Source organism: Jutongia sp. (assembly GCF_057878315.1).
The window spans coordinates 58,826-77,311 of the sequence record NZ_DBLXSO010000010.1 but is presented as its reverse complement, the minus strand read 5'-3'; the positions used below and the strand labels follow the sequence as shown (position 1 = coordinate 77,311).

The 18,486-nt window shown below is 46.6% G+C and carries 18 protein-coding genes; 17 read left to right on the top strand and 1 reads right to left on the bottom strand.

Going from position 1 to position 18,486, the window contains the following annotated elements; genetic code table 11:
- Positions 1–207: 207 nt before the first annotated feature.
- Positions 208–636 carry a hypothetical protein gene (locus tag ACZLMD_RS04000; RefSeq protein WP_455057258.1) on the bottom strand — a complete coding sequence of 143 codons (429 nt, stop codon included), beginning with the start codon at positions 634–636 and terminating at the stop codon, positions 208–210.
- 229 nt (positions 637–865) lie between these two features.
- Between ACZLMD_RS04000 and ACZLMD_RS03995 the strand changes: the two genes are divergently transcribed.
- The 17 genes from ACZLMD_RS03995 to ACZLMD_RS03915 all read left to right on the top strand — a co-directional run bounded on the left by ACZLMD_RS03995 (position 866) and on the right by ACZLMD_RS03915 (position 18,388).
- The gene (locus ACZLMD_RS03995) at positions 866–1,654 is read left to right on the top strand and encodes an ABC transporter permease (protein WP_484104711.1); all 789 of its coding nucleotides are present in this window, start codon (positions 866–868) and stop codon (positions 1,652–1,654) included.
- Positions 1,655–1,724: 70 nt separating this feature from the next.
- Positions 1,725–2,465 carry an ABC transporter ATP-binding protein gene (locus ACZLMD_RS03990; RefSeq protein ID WP_022306126.1) on the top strand — a complete coding sequence of 247 codons (741 nt, stop codon included), beginning with the start codon at positions 1,725–1,727 and terminating at the stop codon, positions 2,463–2,465.
- A 52-nt stretch (positions 2,466–2,517) separates the two neighbouring features.
- Positions 2,518–3,870 carry a L,D-transpeptidase gene (locus tag ACZLMD_RS03985; RefSeq protein ID WP_489495151.1) on the top strand — a complete coding sequence of 451 codons (1,353 nt, stop codon included), beginning with the start codon at positions 2,518–2,520 and terminating at the stop codon, positions 3,868–3,870.
- 163 nt (positions 3,871–4,033) lie between these two features.
- Positions 4,034–6,070, top strand: coding sequence for an LTA synthase family protein (locus ACZLMD_RS03980; RefSeq protein ID WP_489495149.1), 2,037 nt, complete (start codon positions 4,034–4,036; stop codon positions 6,068–6,070).
- A 192-nt stretch (positions 6,071–6,262) separates the two neighbouring features.
- Entirely contained in the window at positions 6,263–7,081 is an 819-nt protein-coding gene (locus ACZLMD_RS03975) for a sigma-E processing peptidase SpoIIGA (protein ID WP_489495148.1), read from the top strand.
- A gap of 17 nt (positions 7,082–7,098) precedes the next feature.
- Entirely contained in the window at positions 7,099–7,845 is a 747-nt protein-coding gene (gene sigE / locus ACZLMD_RS03970; RefSeq protein WP_022306122.1) for an RNA polymerase sporulation sigma factor SigE, read from the top strand.
- Between the two features lie 94 nt (positions 7,846–7,939).
- Complete coding sequence (gene sigG / locus ACZLMD_RS03965; RefSeq protein ID WP_022306121.1) at positions 7,940–8,716, top strand: RNA polymerase sporulation sigma factor SigG; 777 nt, start codon at positions 7,940–7,942, stop codon at positions 8,714–8,716.
- Between the two features lie 62 nt (positions 8,717–8,778).
- Positions 8,779–9,045 (top strand): YlmC/YmxH family sporulation protein, encoded by a 267-nt coding sequence (locus ACZLMD_RS03960; RefSeq protein ID WP_022306120.1) that lies wholly within the window; start codon positions 8,779–8,781, stop codon positions 9,043–9,045.
- A 70-nt stretch (positions 9,046–9,115) separates the two neighbouring features.
- Positions 9,116–9,568: a transcriptional regulator NrdR gene (gene nrdR, locus ACZLMD_RS03955; protein ID WP_022306119.1), complete on the top strand. Its 453-nt coding sequence runs from the start codon at positions 9,116–9,118 to the stop codon at positions 9,566–9,568.
- Positions 9,569–9,686: 118 nt separating this feature from the next.
- Positions 9,687–11,243: a YifB family Mg chelatase-like AAA ATPase gene (locus tag ACZLMD_RS03950; protein ID WP_482522087.1), complete on the top strand. Its 1,557-nt coding sequence runs from the start codon at positions 9,687–9,689 to the stop codon at positions 11,241–11,243.
- Positions 11,240–12,334 carry a DNA-processing protein DprA gene (gene dprA / locus ACZLMD_RS03945; RefSeq protein WP_489495146.1) on the top strand — a complete coding sequence of 365 codons (1,095 nt, stop codon included), beginning with the start codon at positions 11,240–11,242 and terminating at the stop codon, positions 12,332–12,334. Before ACZLMD_RS03950 ends, dprA begins: the two co-directional genes overlap by 4 nt.
- Before the next feature lie 39 nt (positions 12,335–12,373).
- Positions 12,374–14,446 (top strand): type I DNA topoisomerase, encoded by a 2,073-nt coding sequence (topA, locus tag ACZLMD_RS03940; protein WP_484104706.1) that lies wholly within the window; start codon positions 12,374–12,376, stop codon positions 14,444–14,446.
- A gap of 85 nt (positions 14,447–14,531) precedes the next feature.
- Positions 14,532–15,320, top strand: a complete 789-nt coding sequence (locus ACZLMD_RS03935) for a GTP-sensing pleiotropic transcriptional regulator CodY (RefSeq protein ID WP_484107213.1) — start codon at positions 14,532–14,534, stop codon at positions 15,318–15,320.
- A gap of 115 nt (positions 15,321–15,435) precedes the next feature.
- Positions 15,436–15,834 (top strand): flagellar basal body rod protein FlgB, encoded by a 399-nt coding sequence (gene flgB, locus ACZLMD_RS03930; protein ID WP_022306114.1) that lies wholly within the window; start codon positions 15,436–15,438, stop codon positions 15,832–15,834.
- Between the two features lie 45 nt (positions 15,835–15,879).
- Complete coding sequence (gene flgC, locus ACZLMD_RS03925) at positions 15,880–16,326, top strand: flagellar basal body rod protein FlgC (RefSeq protein ID WP_022306113.1); 447 nt, start codon at positions 15,880–15,882, stop codon at positions 16,324–16,326.
- A 26-nt stretch (positions 16,327–16,352) separates the two neighbouring features.
- Entirely contained in the window at positions 16,353–16,685 is a 333-nt protein-coding gene (gene fliE / locus ACZLMD_RS03920) for a flagellar hook-basal body complex protein FliE (protein ID WP_118559681.1), read from the top strand.
- An 80-nt stretch (positions 16,686–16,765) separates the two neighbouring features.
- Complete coding sequence (locus ACZLMD_RS03915) at positions 16,766–18,388, top strand: hypothetical protein (RefSeq protein WP_486818717.1); 1,623 nt, start codon at positions 16,766–16,768, stop codon at positions 18,386–18,388.
- The last annotated feature ends 98 nt before the right edge of the window (positions 18,389–18,486 follow it).

The window sequence follows — 18,486 nt, the reverse complement described above, 5'->3', positions numbered from 1 at the left end:
AGCTCACGGTTGTTCAAAAAATCAAGGCAAAAAACCAAATTAGGCTTCGGACATAAGAAATAGTATGGGCGCAGTGATATATTTTATGTGCGAAGTTTGAGATAATAAAATTTGACAGAAGAAGAGAAGCACAGGCAGTGCCTGAAAGACATTAAAGCAAAGAAAAATCCCGGCGGAGTAATTCCACCGGGATTTTAAGTACCAGGATTACCAGTCTTCTATATCATCTAAATTAACAACCTCAGGGGCTGCGGGCTGCTCTGTGTCAGAAACCTCTGCATCCTCCGGTGTCTCAGGCTGCTCCGCAGTCAATGCCTGCATCTGTTCGTCTGTGATCTCCGAAGGATCTCCGATCACTTCCGGTTCCTCCGGTGCTGTCTGAAGCTGCATGGCTTGTTCGCGGGCACGCTGCAGGATCGACTGGATCTCATCATCCCTGTTGTCAACAGGATAGACTTCCTCCTCGTTGTTGCAGAGATAATACTTGATGATATGTCCGCTGTAAAGTGCGATCGCACCGGCGTTACATACATCGCTGTTTCTTTTATATGGAAGATGATCGTACATCTCAATGCCATAATCTAATGAACCGTCGTATTTCTGAGAGATACCGGCTTCTCGATTTAACTGTATCATAGAAAAGACTTCCTTTCCGATGGGAGTAGTCTGCAAATGCATTCTCCCTATGATTGTACTTTATCACATAGAGGCGGCGGGGTCAATAGAATCGGGGGATGCGACAGAAAAATTGACTTTTCTCCAGCTTATGTTATAATTAGTACCGATTGTCCGCATTAAAGGACAGGGAAATGATAATTCGAAATGAATGCTGCCTGACAGCAGGGTGGCAGAAATGAGGAAATCTATGGGTAAATCGAAGCAGATTATTAGGAATTTTACAAAGTACAATAATCTTTTGTACGAATTGGTCAAGAAGAATATCAAATTGAAGTATCGCCGGTCATATCTGGGAATCCTCTGGACTCTGATCGAGCCGCTTTTGACCATGATTGTATTGACGGTTGTGTTTGGTACTTTTTTCAATAAAGGAACAAAGCAGTTCCCGGTGTATGTACTGACCGGTCGTCTTTTGTTCTCTTTCTTTCAGTCAGCAACTAAGGCGGGGCTTAAGTCTGTCAGCGGTAACTCGTCGATGATAAAAAAGGTCTATGTGCCGAAGTATATTTATGTGGTATCCTCTGTGGTATCGAACTTCCTGATCTTTCTGATCTCTCTGATCGTTTTGGTCGGTGTCGGTATTGTCCTGAAGGTGGAGCCGACAATGTATCTGGTACAGGCATGGATCCCTCTCGCTATTTTGTTCGTGATGTCGCTTGGAGTCAGCCTGATCCTTGCCACACTGAGTGTATTTTTCCGTGATGTGGAATATATCTGGGGCGTTGCCTGTATGCTTGTGATGTATGCATCTGCTATTTTCTATCCGGTAGAAAGGATCATCAAGAGCGGTAAAGGATGGGTGTTTAATATGAACCCGGTATATATGTGCATTGCCAATTTCCGTAATTCGGTTTTATATGGAGCACCGATGAATATGCATTATTGTGTTCTGTCAGCAGGGATTGCAGTCGTGCTTTTAGTGATAGGAATGGTGCTTTTCTATAAGAAACAGGATGATTTCATTTTGTATTTGTAATTGTAGATAACCGATGAGGATCGTTGCGATCATTGCAACAAATTGCATATTTGCAGAAATGGAGAGTTCAATGAAGAATAATGTTGCCATCAAGGTAAAAAACGTAGGAATGCGCTTTAACCTGAGTCAGGACAGGGTAGATAACCTGAAGGAATATATGATCCGTTTTCTGAAACGGGATTTGCATTTTAATGAGTTCTGGGCATTGCGTGAGATCAATTTCGAAGTGAAAAAGGGCGAGCGTCTCGGTGTGCTTGGACTGAACGGTTCCGGTAAGAGTACACTGCTTAAGATCGTGTCCGGTGTGTTAAAGCCGACAACAGGATATGTACAGACCAAAGGTAAACTTGCGCCTCTTCTGGAGCTTGGTGCGGGCTTTAGTCAGGAGTATACCGGCAGAGAGAATATATATCTGTACGGTGCGGTTCTTGGATATTCCAAGGAGTTTCTCGATGAAAAGTTTGATGAGATTGTTGATTTTTCGGAGCTTGGAGAGTTTATTGATGTACCGATCAAGAATTATTCCTCCGGTATGAAGTCGCGTCTGGGATTTTCCATTGCGACAGTAGTAGAGCCGGAGATCCTGATCCTCGATGAGGTTTTGTCGGTCGGAGATAAGAAGTTCCGCCGTAAAAGCGAGAAAAAGATCATGGATATGTTTGACAAGGGCGTGACCGTGCTTTTCGTGTCACATTCCCTGGAGCAGGTTCAGAGAATCTGCGACCGTGCGATCATTCTTGATGGTGGTCATCTGGTTGCAAAGGGACCGGTTGACAAGGTTGCAAGAATCTACAAGAACATGACCGAGTAGCAGAATCAGATGTTTACCGGTGAAGATCTAAACAGATAACAGGAGGGAGAACATGAAACGGAACAACTGTATCTTTAAGAAGGCGCTGGGGATCATACTTGTGTTGGCGGTATGCATCAGTCTGGCAGGTAACAGCTCTGTCAGCAGAGCCGCTTCCGGATATAAGATCAAGGTTAACAAGCAGAAAAACTGTGTTACGATTTATAAAATGAATGCAAACGGAAAGTATAAGCCGGTCAAGGCAATGGTATGCTCTACAGGAGCAGCCACACCGGTAGGAACATTCCCTCTGGGAGAGAAGATGCGCTGGCATACCCTGATCGGACCGTGTTATGGTCAGTATTGTACCAGGATCCACGGCGGCATTTTATTTCATTCCGTATGGTACTATAAGCCGTCACCGTCCACACTGTCGTCAGAGGCATATAACCGCCTTGGAACAACAGCATCCCATGGATGTGTACGCCTTACCGTAGCAGATGCGAAATGGATCTATGACAATGTACCGTCCGGATCTCCGGTAACCGTTTACAATTCGTCCAAACCGGGACCGCTCGGCAAACCTTCAGGAATCAGGCTGCCGTCCTCCAGCAGATGGGATCCGACCGATGTATGGAGCTCCGGTAATCCGTGGAATAAGAAGAAGCCGACTATTTCCGGTGCCAGGAATCAGACCGTGCCATATGGCGGCAGTGTTTCTGTCAAGCGCGGCGTAACCGCAAAGAATACGACCGGCTATGATGCAACATCACGGATTAAGGTTTTGATCCGTTATAATGGTGAAGTTGTCAAAAAGGTCAACACCAAAAAGCCGGGTATGTATAAAGTAATCTATAAGCTGAAGGATGAGATTGGACGTAAGGTTCAAAAGATCGTTAAGATCAAGGTAACAGCAAGTCTTCCGATTCCGAAGATTACCGGTGCCGGCGATCTATATGTACAGTCGGCAGATCAGCTTACCAAGGCAAATGCACTGAAAAATGTCACGATCACCCAGAAGGGGAAAGCTCTTGACCGTAAGTATGTAAAGGTAATCTTTAAGAAGCTGAAAGAGGGTGTTTACAAGGTGACCTATCAGGCACAGAATGCCAGTGAACTTGCACAGGTCAGTGTAAAGGCTTATGTGGACGATCAGGCTCCGAAGATCACCGGCGTGGAGGATGGAAAGAGCTATCCGGTAGATCCGTCTGTTACCGTCACTGAGAAATATGCAAGATCGCTGATCAGTGTATCGGATAATATTTCAACGTTGCATGTTTCGGATGTTCAGGTGAAGATCACAAAGCAGAACGATGGAAGCTATCAGGTTGTTTATGAGGTTCAGGATCAGGCAGGCAACAAGACGAAGATAACGATCCATCTGACAGCAGCGGCACAGACAGCGTCCGGGACTGCTGTTCAGTAGCGCGAATAATTAAGAAAATGGTTTCATAAAATTTTAAGAAACCAATCATAAAATTTTCGTGCAATTTGAAAAAGAAAGTGATATACTATCGGCGTGAGCAGGTCTTTATCTGCCTGCGCCGATATTTTACATTACAGGAAACTGATATAAAGGAAGGTTGATCATGGGAGAAAAATTATTACGGCTCAAAAAGTTTGTGACTTTTTATGTTTTACTGCCGGTTATATTGGACGTCGTGATTGAGAGTTTGAATAGAAAGTCTTTATTTTCGGCATTTTCGTATATGGTCGAGCAGCCATTTTTGTTTTTATTTAATGTACTCATTATTATGCTGACTCTGTCAGTTGCAATGTACTTTAAGCGGGAGATTTTTGTTCTCGTTTTCATGTCTGTTGTCTGGCTTTTATTCGGCATTGTCAATTTTGTGATACTGCACTTCAGAGTGACACCGTTTTCTGCGGTCGATTTTACACTGATCAGCAGTGCAATCAGTGTGTCCGGTCATTATCTGACGGCGTTTAATGTGGTGATGATCTTTTTTGCAATTGCCCTTCTGGTGGTTTCCCTGGTTGTACTGTTCCGCAAGACGCCATGCATTCAGAAGAACAAGACAAAGAAGGCATATATGCTTTCTACGTTCGTGGTGCTTGTAGTTATTACAAGTATTTTTGTGATGCATAAGTCGAGTACGTCCGTTCAGGCGCTGGCAGAGAATTATACCAATATCTCAGAGGCTTACGAGAATTATGGATTTGTGTACTGCTTTGCCAACAGCATCATAGACACCGGCATCAAGAAACCGGAGGATTATTCCGAGGAAAGTGTTTCAAAGCTTAAGGCTACTATCAGTGACAAGCAGCAGGATACGAAGGTGAAGCCGGATATCATAATGATCCAGCTGGAATCCTTCTTTGATATCTGTGATGTGAAGAAGATCAGCTTTTCGAGAGATCCCCTTCCGAATTTCCATCGGCTGCAGAAGGAGTATACGAATGGACAGCTGACAGTGCCGACTGTGGGGGCAGGAACTGTCAATACAGAGTTTGAGGTTCTGACGGGAATGAGCCAGCATGATTTTGGTGTCAGCGAATATCCGTACAAAACAGTTCTTAAAAGCAAAACCTCTGAGAGTATATGTAATGATCTGGCTGAGATCGGTTATACCAGTCATGCAGTTCATAATAATACAGCGACATTTTACGGTCGTAACAAGGTCTTTTCTAATCTCGGCTTTGACAGCTTCACATCCGTGGAGTATATGAATAACATTACCCTGAATCCGAATGGCTGGGTGAAGGATGATGTGATGGTGGATGAGATTCTTAGGACATTGAACACTAACCGGGAGAAGCCGTGCTTTACCTTTGGGATTACGGTGCAGAGCCACGGAAAATATAATGATGTCGATCCGGATGCCAAGGATCCGATCGAGGTCTATAATTCTCCGGAGGGCAAAGAGGACAGTTACCGCTATTATGTCAATGAGATCAATGAGGTTGATCAGATGATCGGCAGATTGATCAGTGCGCTGGAGAAGCGTAAGAAGCCGACTGTGCTTGTGTTGTATGGAGATCATCTGCCAAGCCTTGAGCTTACCAATGAGGATCTGAATGACGGAAGTCTGTATGAGACACAGTATATTGTCTGGAATAATTACGGACTGAAGGAGAAGGATCAGGATCTGACAGCATATCAGCTCTATTCGGAGGTGCTTGATCAGGTTGGGATCCATCAGGGACTGATCACAAAGTATCATCAGCAGGCAGATCGGAGCAGTGACCGCTATAAGGAGAATTTAAGGACATTAGAATATGATCTTCTTTATGGAGAGAACTATGCATATGGAGGTGAGGCTCCGTTTGAGGCAACAGATCTGCAAATGGGAACGCAGCCTGTTAAGCTTGAGAACGTCACGGTAAGGAACGGTAAAGTGATCGTTCATGGTCAGAATTTTACCCCGTACTGTAAGGTGATATTTGATGGAAAGGAACTCGAATCCAAGTGGCTGGATGAACACCGGATTGAGTTGAAGGAGATCCCGGAACGCTCTGAACGTAAGCTGGATAAGAACAAATCCTATGAGCCGGATAAACTGCCGAATACGTTTGTGGTTGAGGTTCAGAATGGGGACAGTGTGAAGCTAAGCTGCAGCAATCCGGTCCGTTTTAAGGATACCTCGCTGGCAGAAGATGCGCAGTAGGGTGCAGAACAAATACACAGATAAACCTGATCTAAGGAATACTGTGTGATAAAGATCAAATGAAAAGTCGTGTTTTGTCGAGATGACAGACACGACTTTTTTTGTTTTCGCCCTGATTTGACATTTTTCTTGAAGGAGCTTGCATATAATTGTCCTTAGAAAAGACAGGAAGGAGATGACGTAATAAATGCGATGACCATGCGGTTTTATTGGGATGTATATCTGGTTCTGAACTTCATAATGAACCTGTTTCTGATCGGGATGACGGCATTGCTGCGGCGCAAATATCTCAAAAAAAGATGTCTTGTGGTGGCAGCATTTCTGGGGAGCAGCCAGGAAACGCTGTTTGTATTATTGTGGCTGCGTTACTGCGTGGGGAAGGCAGGAGAAATGCAGAAAATGTACCAGCCGGGAGTGTTTCTTTTGGTGGTCGCGCTTCTCACAGCACTGGAAATGCTTCAGATCACATTTCACGAAAAGCAGCTTCGGGAGCTCTTGAAGGATATTTTTGCAATGCTGCAGGTCAGTCTTGTGACCGGGGGGATGATCTATATGTGCAGGGAGTGGATCTGCAGGTGGCGCAGTCCCGGAATATGGATGGTCTTTGCCGGTGCAGCAGGTGTATTCTTTGTACTGTTTGTGATGGAACGCTATCTCAGACATGGGGAGAAGCGCGTGAACACGATGGACGGGATCATAGGGCTGGAGGATGGCAGGCGTTATCCGTTGCGGCTGTTGTTAGATACCGGAAACTGTCTGGTAAGTCCCTACAGCGGAGAACGTGTAATGATCATGGCACAGAGTCTGGCGCTTAAGCTTAAGATTGCCGAACAGAAACGTCCGCTCATGATCCCGTATCATTCGATCGGGGGCGATGGCGTGCTGCCGGCATACCGTATTCCGCTGCTGATCCTGCAGGACGGTTCTGTAATCAGAAACTTCCTTGCGGCGGTCAGCCCGCAATTGTCAGAAGATTCTGCCGTTCAGCTTATTATGTATGGAAGAAGGTAAATAGAAAGGATGAAGAAATGATAAAAATAAGTATGCCAAATAAGTTTCAACTGCGTATCATGCCCGAACTGCGGGGATGGTTTCTCCCCAAAAAGGGGGGAGAGATCCATTATATCGGAGGGGCGGAGATCCTGCCGGCACCTTTTAGCAGGGAGGAGGAAAGCAAAATCCTTGGGCTGCTTGGCACGGAGCAGGATCAGAAGGCAAGAAGCAGACTGATCGAACATAATCTGCGGCTGGTCGTCTATATTGCCAAGAAATTTGACAATACCGGGATCGGTGTTGAGGACCTGATCTCTATCGGTACAATTGGTCTGATCAAGGCGATCAACACCTTTAATCCGCTGAAAAATATCAAGCTTGCAACCTACGCCTCGAGATGCATTGAAAATGAGATCTTAATGTACCTGCGGCGCAACAATAAGGTGAAAATGGAGGTGTCGATCGATGAACCGTTAAATGTTGACTGGGATGGCAATGAACTATTGCTGTCAGATATTCTCGGCACTGATGAGAATGCAATCTCAAAGGGGTTGGAAGAGGAGGTGGACCGCAAGCTGTTGCGGATGGCGTTAGATAAGCTCGGAGAGCGGGAACGCATGATCATCGAGCTTCGCTTTGGACTTAACACAAAGGACGGGGCGGAGCGGACACAGAAGGAGGTGGCAGATCTGCTTGGAATCTCGCAGTCTTATATTTCAAGGCTGGAAAAAAAGATTATGAAGCGTCTGAAAAAAGAAATCATGCGTCTGGAACAGGTATAAAAAAGGCGGAATCGCAAATCCTACATACATAGCCGGTGATATCATGCCGGTGCTGCACAATCACAGAAATTCTTTCGCAGAATGGAGAACGCTCATGGCAATGTATAAAGTAGAGATTTGCGGGGTGAATACCTCTCAGTTACCATTATTGACGAATGAAGAAAAAGTGGAATTATTCCGGAAGATACAGGAGGGTGACCGAAAGGCAAGAGAAAGATTTATCAAGGGGAATCTACGACTGGTGCTAAGCATCATCCAGCGATTTTCCGGTTCCGGTGAAAACGTGGATGATCTGTTTCAGATCGGCTGTATCGGTCTGATGAAGGCAATTGACAATTTTGACACAACGTTGAATGTGAAATTTAGTACCTATGCAGTGCCGATGATCATCGGAGAGGTGCGCCGGTATTTGCGGGATAACAACAGCATCCGGGTGAGTCGTTCGATCCGCGACACTGCTTACAAAGCAATCTATACGAAGGAAGCTATGATGAAGGAGTCGGATAAGGAACCGACGGTGGAGGAACTTGCCGCAAAGCTCGATATTCCTGCGCAGGATATTGTTTTTGCACTGGACGCGATCCAGAGCCCGGTATCTTTATATGAGCCGGTCTATGCGGAGAGCGGCGATAATCTTTACATTATGGATCAGATCAGTGATAAAAAGAACAAGGAGGATAAATGGGTTGAGCAGATTTCATTAAAAGCAGCGATAGACCGCTTAAGCCAGAGAGAACACAGGATCATAGAGCTTCGTTATTTCGAAGGGAAAACGCAGATGGAGGTGGCACAGGAGATACAGATATCCCAGGCACAGGTCAGTCGTCTGGAAAAAAGAGCATTAAAATCCATGAAAAATTACCTCACATGATTGGAAGGCAGCGCATAAAATAATACAAATGACCGGCTTTTGTCCAGAAATGAGGATGCCATATGAGAATGTCACAGCTTCGGGAAAAGGAAGTGATCAACATCTGTGACGGGGAACGGCTCGGAAATGTCTGCGATGTAGATTTTGAAAAGAAAACAGGGAGAATCTGCAGTCTGATCATTCCGGGTCCCTGCAAGGTGCTTGGCATATTGGGGAGAGATCAGGAATATATTGTTCCTTACGAGCAGATCAAACGGATCGGCACGGATGTGATCCTTGTGGAAGTGGAGCGGGAAAAGTGTCTGCAGAAATGTCAGTGGGAAGAGTAAAATAACTGCTTGCATTTTTGGACGGTTTGAACGATAATGTTGCTAAGAACAAAAGATGGAGGTAACCGGCATGAAATGTCCGTATTGTGGGGAGGACGATACAAGAGTAATTGATTCACGCCCGGCAGATGATAATGCATCGATCCGGCGCAGAAGACAGTGTGATAAATGTGGAAAGCGTTTCACTACCTATGAGAAGGTGGAGGCAATCCCGCTTGTTGTGATCAAGAAGGATCAGAGCAGGGAGAGTTATGACAGAACGAAGATCGAGAGCGGTGTGTTCCGTTCCTGCCATAAGCGCGCAGTGTCGATCGATCAGATGAATGCGCTGGTCGATCAGGTGGAGGCAGAGATCTTTAATCAGGAGAAGCGTGAGATTCCAAGCAGCTATATAGGAGAGCTTGTGATGAATCATCTTGAAAAGCTGGATCCGGTTGCGTATGTGCGCTTTGCATCGGTTTACCGTGAGTTTAAGGATGTCAGCATATTTATGGATGAGATCAAGAAGATCCTGGACAAATAATGAATCACAAAACAATCCCGATTACATAACAGGGATTGTTTTTTGTTACTGTGGGTGTTATAATACGAAAATATATATTGAGGGGAAGCTTCTTTTGCGGAGAGTGAAAGGAGTCAGTATGTACAGTAAGACGTTTTGTGTGGCGGTTCAGGGCATTGAGGGCCACATGGTTCAGATCGAGGCAGACATATCCGATGGACTGCCTGTTTTTTCTTTGGTTGGAGACCTTTCTTCGGAGACCAAGGAGGCGAAGGAGCGTGTTCGCGTTGCACTACAGAATACGGGCTTTCGTTTTCCTCCACGGAGAGTTACGGTCAATCTTTCGCCTGCGGACATCCGGAAGGATGGAACCGGGTATGATCTTGCCATTGCCGTGGCGGTGTTATCGGCATACGGCTATATTTCCAAATCAGATTTCAGTAATATATTGCTGATCGGGGAGCTGAGCCTGGAGGGCGAAGTGCGCCCGGTGAGCGGAGTTTTGCCAATGGTGTACGGTGCACTTTCACAGGGGATAAGCTATTGCATTCTGTCCTCCGAGAATCAGGAGGAAGCTTCGGTAGTGTCGGAAATGAATGTGATCGGTGTGAAGAAGCTTCGAGAGGTGATCGATCTGCTTGAGGAGGATATGCTAGACAATCATGTTTACCGGGGACAACACAATGGAGAGTCTGTCTGGGAGACAGGGGCGGATTTTAAGGAGGTGCTTGGTCAGGAGACAGCGCGCAGGGCTGCAGAGGTCGCAGCAGCCGGCATGCATAATCTGCTGTTGATCGGTCCGCCGGGCTCCGGTAAGTCAATGATCGCAGGCAGGATGAGCGGTATATTGCCGACGATGACCTTTGAGGAGCAGATGGAGATTTCACAGATATACAGCGTGGCGGGACTTCTTTCCGGTGAGACGCCACTGGTGCGCAGACGCCCGTTTCGGTCACCGCATCACACGGCAACCCAGCGGGCACTGATCGGGGGAGGTACTTATCCGAGACCCGGTGAGATCAGTCTTGCCTCGGGAGGTGTCCTGTTTCTGGATGAACTGCCGGAATTTGAACGCAACACGCTGGAGGTGTTAAGACAGCCCCTGGAGGACGGCTGGGTCAATGTGTCAAGGCTTCGCGGAAGCTGTCGTTATCCGGCGCACACACTGTTGATGGCAGCAATGAATCCGTGCCGGTGCGGTTGGTATCCGGATCGCAGTAAATGCAGCTGCACCCCGGGACAGGTCAGAAGATATCTCGGAAGGATCAGCAGACCGCTGTTGGACCGCATTGATATCTGCACGGAGACAATGCCGTTAGAATACCGCCATCTGGAGTGGAAAGAAGGAGACAGGCGGTGTGAGCCGGAGTCTTCTGATATCATCCGCCGTCGTGTGGAACAGGCACAGAAGCTGCAGTTTGCCAGATACCGAAATGAAAGCTTTTGCCATAACAGTGATCTGACGCCGCACAAGATCAGAGAGTATTGTGTGATGTCGGCGCAGGCTGCAGAATATCTCAAAGATATCTTTCAGAAAATGGAATTTAGTGCGAGAGCCTATCATAAGATTTTAAAAGTTGGACGAACCATTGCTGATCTGGCGGGAAGTGAAACGATTGGACAGGAGCATATTGCAGAGGCTGTGTTTTACCGTTCGATTGACCGCAGATACTGGGGAGAGGGGGGAGCATCATGACGAAGGAACTGTACGAGTTCTGGCTCTCATCGATCCCGGGAATCGGCTGCCGCAAGATACAGGCAATACTTTCGGTGTTTGGAGAGCCGGAGGCGGTTTTTCAAGCGGATAGGGAAGCACTGGCGCAGGTTGCCGGACTGCGGACGAAGGACATTGACCGTCTGATTGTTTCGAGAAACCGCGAGCAGATCAAAAGGCGGTGGGACAGCATTTGCAGCAGGGACATTTTATTTACCTGCGTCACCCATCCGGACTATCCTGCAAAGCTTCACCATATTGCAGATCCACCGTATGCATTATATTATAAAGGAAGTCTTCCGTCAGAGCATGTGCCGTCCGTGGCGGTGGTGGGGGCGAGAAATGCGAGCCACGCCGGGATGGAGACGGCAAAGCAGATCGGAAGAGAGCTTGCGGAAAACGGGATCGCAGTTGTCAGCGGGCTGGCAAGGGGAGTTGATATTGCAGCACAAAGAGGTGTTCTTACGGTGGCAGGCGGAAGAACCTATGGTGTGCTGGGCTGTGGCATTGACCGGTGCTATCCGGATAACCATATCGAGAGTTATATGCTGATGCAGGAGAACGGAGGTGTGATCTCGGAATTTAGTCCGGGGATGCCGCCGTATCCCGGTAACTTTCCAATGAGAAACCGGATCATCAGCGGATTATCCGACGGAATCCTTGTGATCGAGGCGGGACAAAAGAGCGGATCACTGATTACTGCGGAGCTTGGACTGGAGCAGGGAAAGGACGTGTTTGTCGTACCCGGAGGCATTTATGACCCATGCTACAAGGGGAGTAACAGCCTGATCAAAAACGGGGCATTTCTTGTCACACAGACGAGGGATATTCTTGACGGATTAGGTATTTTTCTGGACGAGGATGCGTCCGTCCGAAAGAAAAAATGTGAGGTAATGCTTGAAACGTCTGAAAAAATAGTGTATTCTTATTTAGGTTTAGAGCCGATTCATATATCGGAGCTGGTCCGGATGTCGGGTTTGCCTGTGCAGCGGATCATGCAGCTTGTGCTTTCTCTCGAAATGAAGGGAGTCATCAAGCAGATTGGAAACCAGTATTATGCAATAGTATTGTAGACACCTATGCCTGCAATTTGAAAGGATGGTATGTAGGAAATGGCCAAAAATCTTGTTATCGTTGAGTCACCATCAAAGGCGACGACAATTAAAAAATTTCTGGGAAGTTCATATGAAGTCGTTGCGTCCAATGGACATGTCAGGGATCTGCCTAAAAGTCAGCTTGGAATTGATGTAGACAATGATTTTGAGCCGAAGTATATTACCATCCGTGGAAAAGGAGAATTGCTGGCGAAGCTTCGTAAAGAAGTAAAAAAGGCAGATAAGATATATCTCGCAACTGACCCGGACCGTGAGGGAGAGGCGATTTCGTGGCATCTGATGACCGCACTGAAGCTGGAAAACAAAAATACAAGCCGTATCACATTTAATGAGATTACCAAGAATGCCGTTAAGCAGGCAATCAAGCAGGCGAGACCGATCGATACCAATCTGGTCGATGCACAGCAGGCAAGACGAGTGCTTGACCGTCTTGTGGGTTATAAGATCAGCCCGGTTCTGTGGGCGAAGGTGAAGCGCGGCTTAAGTGCCGGTCGTGTGCAGTCCGTGGCACTGCGGATCATTTCCGACAGAGATGCCGAGATCAATGCATTTATTTCCAAGGAATACTGGACGTTAAATGCAGATTTTTATATGGATGGCGAGAAGAAGCCGCTCAATGCGGAGTTTTACGGAACACATTCCAAGAAAATGACGATCGAAACCGGGAACGAGATGGATGAGATCATCGCTTCTCTGCAAAAGTCAAGCTTCCAGGTGGAGGATGTCAAGAAATCGCAGCGTACCAAGAAGTCTCCACTGCCGTTTACAACGAGTACACTGCAGCAGGAGGCGGCTAAGACACTCAACTTCTCAACACAGAAGACGATGCGTCTGGCACAGGGACTTTATGAAGGTGTTGCCGTGAAAGGCAGAGGCACCATCGGTCTGATCACATACCTTCGTACCGATTCCACACGTATCAGTGAGGAAGCAAAGGCAGCAGCGAAGGATTATATTACCGAGAATTACGGGGCGGAATATTTAGCAGGTGATCCGGCACAGAAGAAGTCCGGACAGAAGATTCAGGATGCGCATGAGGCAATTCGTCCTTCCTATATTGATCTGACACCGGCTCAGGTGAAGGAATCCTTAAACAGAGACCAGTTTCGTCTGTATCAGCTGATCTGGAAGCGTTTTATTGCGAGTCAGATGGCAGCGGCAAAGTATGAGACGACCTCTGTAAAGATTGATTCCGATAAATATCGTTTTACGGCTTCCTCCTCCAAAGTGGTATTCCAGGGCTATCTGAATGTTTACCAGACCGATGAGGATAAGGTTGACAAGAAGACACTCTCCAAGAATATTGTGAAGGGTGCAGCCATGAAAGTGGACAATCTGGAGAAGAAGCAGCATTTTACACAGCCACCGGCACATTTTACTGAGGCATCCCTTGTAAAGACGCTGGAGGAGCTTGGTATTGGACGCCCAAGCACCTATGCACCAACGATCTCCACGATCATCAACCGTCATTATGTGGCGAAGGAGCAGAAGCAGCTGTATGTGACAGAGCTTGGCGAGGTGGTCAACAGCATCATGAAGAAGTCATTCCCGAGTATTGTGGATGTTAACTTTACGGCAGCCATGGAGGGACTGTTGGACTGTGTTGAGGATGGCACCGTAAAATGGAAAACCGTTATCGAAAACTTCTATCCGGATCTGAAAGAGGCAGTGGAGATTGCCCAGAAGGAACTTGAGGAGATTACGATCGAGGACGAGGTGACCGATGTGATCTGTGAGGAATGCGGCAGAAATCTTGTTGTTAAGTACGGACCACACGGGAAGTTCCTTGCCTGCCCGGGATTCCCTGAGTGCCGCAATACGAAGCCGTTCTTTGAGAAGATCGGTGTGGACTGTCCGAAGTGCGGCGGTGATCTTGTGATGAAGATGAGCCGTAAGGGCAGAAGATATTTTGGCTGCATGAATTTCCCGGAGTGCGATTTTATGACATGGCAGAAGCCGTCTGTAAAGAAGTGTCCGAAGTGCGGTGGTCTTATGTTAGAGAAGGGAAGCAAGCTTGTCTGTATGGATGAAAAGTGCGGATATGTTGAGGCGAAGCCGAAGGAAGACTAAGTTTTTATGCAGGGGTGCATATTACAGATACGTTTATGGTTAAGCATTTGCAGGCTTGCCAATGGAGAAGGAACAGGGATTTACTATGAGTTTGGAATTATTGGATAAAACGCGGAAAATATACCGTCTGTTAAACCGTCAGGAGTCGGATAAGGTAGATTTTAACGATTTCTGTCGTATGCTTTCTCAGGAGATGGAGGTCAATGTGCTTTTGCTCAGCCGTAAGGGGAAGGTGCTTGGGATGCGCCTTCGCAAGGAGATCCCCGTGATCCCGCAGATGAGAGGAGTTGCTTATGGAAGCTATTTTGAACGGCAGATCCACGAACGGATGTTAAATATTCTCTCCACGAAGGAGAATGTCAATCTGATGACATTAGGTTTTTCATTTGAGGGCGTACAGGATTATCAGGCAATGGTGGCTCCGGTCAACATGGCAGGAAAGCGTCTGGGAACGCTTTTTGTGTATCGTCAGGCAGGAGCCTTTTCGATTGATGATATTATCCTGATGGAGTATGGGATGACCGTGATCGGACTTGCTATGCAGCGGGCAGAAAGCGAAGAACTCTCGGAGGAGCAGCACAAAGAGAATGATGTCCGGGCAGCGATACGGACGCTTTCCAGACTTGAGGCAAAGGCGATGCTGTATGTGCTCGATGAGCTGGAAGAGAATGATTCCGACATGCTTGTGACAAGCCGTCTTGCCGATCAGGTTGGGATAACGAGATCGGTGATCGTAAACGGACTTAGAAAGTGTGAGAGTGCGGGAATTATCAATACAAAATCTGGCGGCATGAAGGGGACGAGCATTCATTTGCTGAATGAACGATTTACGCCTGAGATGATCCGGAGTTGTATGGAAGAGCAAAATCTGTAAATAGGTCTTGTATTTTTTATGAATTACTTTATAATTATATGTAGTGTAATTGGGTTTATAATAACGGCATATATTGTTGTTTTTATACTTTTCACATATAGCGAGGAGGTTTTCGATGATTTCATCAGGTGCATTTAACTATATCAATATATTGGAGAAGACCGCAGATGCAAGCTGGCTGCGGCATTCTGTTATCTCCAACAATATTGCTAATGCGGACACACCGACCTATAAGAGAAAGGATGTGACGTTCCAGAGTTATCTGGAGGAGCAGCTGACCGGCGGAGAGTCTCTGGATGATGCAGTGGCAGACGCGGAGCTTGATCTGCTCAACGGCAGTATATATACGGATTACAGCACGGTAAGCTATCGTCTGGATGGAAACAATGTAGATATTGACACGGAGAATTCTTATCTGGCACAGAATCAGATCAAGTATTATACGGTGCTCGATTCGGTTTCGCAGGAGTTTTCGAGACTGCGCAGTGTCTGCAAGAACGGAAGCGGTAACTGATACATAGAGCAGACCGGATGATACGAATGGAAAGGATTATAGAATATGGGTGTATTTTCATCATTTGATATCAGTGCCAGTGGCATGACGGCGCAGAGGACACGTCTTGATGTGATATCACAGAATATCGCAAACGTTAATTCTACCCGCGATGCAGATGGCAATATTTATAAGCGCAAAACAGTCGTATTTCAGGAAAAGGCATACTATTCATTTGACGATGCCCTGACCAATGCGGCAGGAATGTATGGAAAGGTTGGCAATGGCGTTAAGATCAGCCGTATCACGGAGGATACGGATACCGAAGGAAGGATGGTATACGATCCATCCAATCCGGACGCGGATGAGAATGGATACGTGACCTATCCGAATGTCAACACGGTGACAGAGATGACAAACATGATCGATGCCAGCCGTTCCTATGAAGCCAATGTTACTGCTTTTAATGCTGCCAAGAATATGGCATTGAAGGCATTAGAGATTGGCAAATAATATTTGCATAAGAATGGAGAGTATATATGGAATTATCAGCACTATCAAATGTGGATCTGATCAATGCATTTAAAGTGCCGGAGCTCTCGTCTTCCCTGGATGATACTTCGACAGGAAGCGTAAAGAGAAACGGTGCTTTTGAGGCGGTATTTAATTCGGCAGCCAACATGATCAGTGATGCAAACGACTACAGTAATGCGGCAGAGGTCGAGGAAATGAAATACTCCATGGGCGAGACAGAGAGCATCCATGACCTTCAGATCGCGCAGCAGAAAGCCAATATTTCGCTGCAGTATGTTGTTGCTGTGAGAGACTCCTTCATGTCGGGGTACAGAGAGCTGATGAATCTGCAGTTCTAACGTGCAGCTGTATGATGCACCGCAGGGCAGGGTAAGATTATCAGGTTCGGGAGACAGACAAAGATTAGGAGAGTAGTATTATGAAGGAAAGAGTACAGGAAATTCCGGCAAAGCTTGTGGAATTTTGGAATAGATATTCGAGCAGACAGAAAACGATCATCATTGCAGTGATCTGTGTGGTTCTTGTTCTGATCGGTGTGATGACGTATCTGATATCAAGACCGACTTGGAGCAGATTTCAGCAGTTTGGCAATCTGGAGGATGCCTCCAGCATGGTGAAGGCATTGGACGATGAGGGTATTGCAAACAAGAGTTCGAAGGATGGTCTGACGCTTTATGTTCATGATGAGGATATGACAAAGGCGTTTTACTGCATGAGTGATAATAATCTCACAGACAAGGGATATACCTGGGATAAGGCGTTTGATAACAGTATCTCGACCACGGAGAGTGAGAAGAGCCAGAAGAGAGTTCTGGCATTACAGAGCGAGCTGAAGGCGAGTATGGTTCAGTACTCGTTTATTGATGATGCCAAGGTGTTTATTGATGTTCCGGAAAGCTCCTACAGCATTCTGGACGAGGAAAATGTCACATCAGTGACTGCAATGGTTCAGGTCAATGAAAAAAATGAGAAGCAGCTTACTTCGGATGTGGCGCAGAATCTAGCTTATTGGCTTGCCAATGCGGTAGGAACGGACGTAGATCATGTGATCATCAATGATTACAACGGCAAGTGCCTTTATAACGGATTTACAAGTGACGGGTTGGGCGGTGATCTGACAGGTGGTTCTACGGAATACTGTGAACGTCTGCGCAATACGATTGCTTCCAATCTGGTCGATCTGCTTGTACGTTGTGGCTATGATGATGTGCAGGTGGGAACACAGGGCATCCAGTTCAATATGGATAAGATCGAACGTCTGACCAAGACCTATAGTGTGGCAGACGGCAGGGATTATGGCTATCCAACCAACTATATTCATTCTAAAAATGAGGGATCTTCCGGTACGGTAAGTGGTATTCCGGGAACCGATTCCAATGATAACGATGAGACGGATTATGTGATCAATGATGGCAACTCCAACAGCTCCTCGCAGGAATATGAGAAGCTGACCGGTCTTCTGACCGATGAGACGATCGAGAATATCAAGCAGGAGAAACCGGCAATTGAGTTAGACAAGTCTTCTCTTGGTATTGTTGTGACACGCTATATTGTGTATGACGAGGCACAGCTTGAGAAGGATGGTACTCTGGACAACATGACCTTTGATGAGTTTATGGCACAGCATAATACCACCAATACCTTTACGGTTCCAAACAGTGAGATCCAGCTGTTGGCAAGTGCGTCCGGCGTGGCTGCAAATTCGATCACGGTTGTCGGATATGAGGTTCCGAAGTTTGTTCAGAAGACATCCAAAGGACACAGTATCTCCGATTATCTGATGATCATACTTGCGGTACTGATCATTGCACTGCTGATCTTTGTGGTTGTCCGCGGAACCGCACCGGTTGCAGTTACGGACGAGGAGCCTGAGCTTTCTGTGGAGCAGCTTCTTGCGACAACCAAAGAGAACCAGTCACTGGAGGATATTGAGTTCAGTGATAAGTCTGAGACAAGAAAGATGATCGAGAAGTTTGTCGATGAAAATCCGGAAGCGGTGGCGCAGCTTTTGCGTAACTGGATCTCAGATGACTGGGAATAATGACAGGAATATTAAAGGAATTGCAGATGCAATTCCTTTATCCGCTATAAACAGCGAAATCATAGATTTCGCACGGAAAGAGGAAAGAACACTGCCTG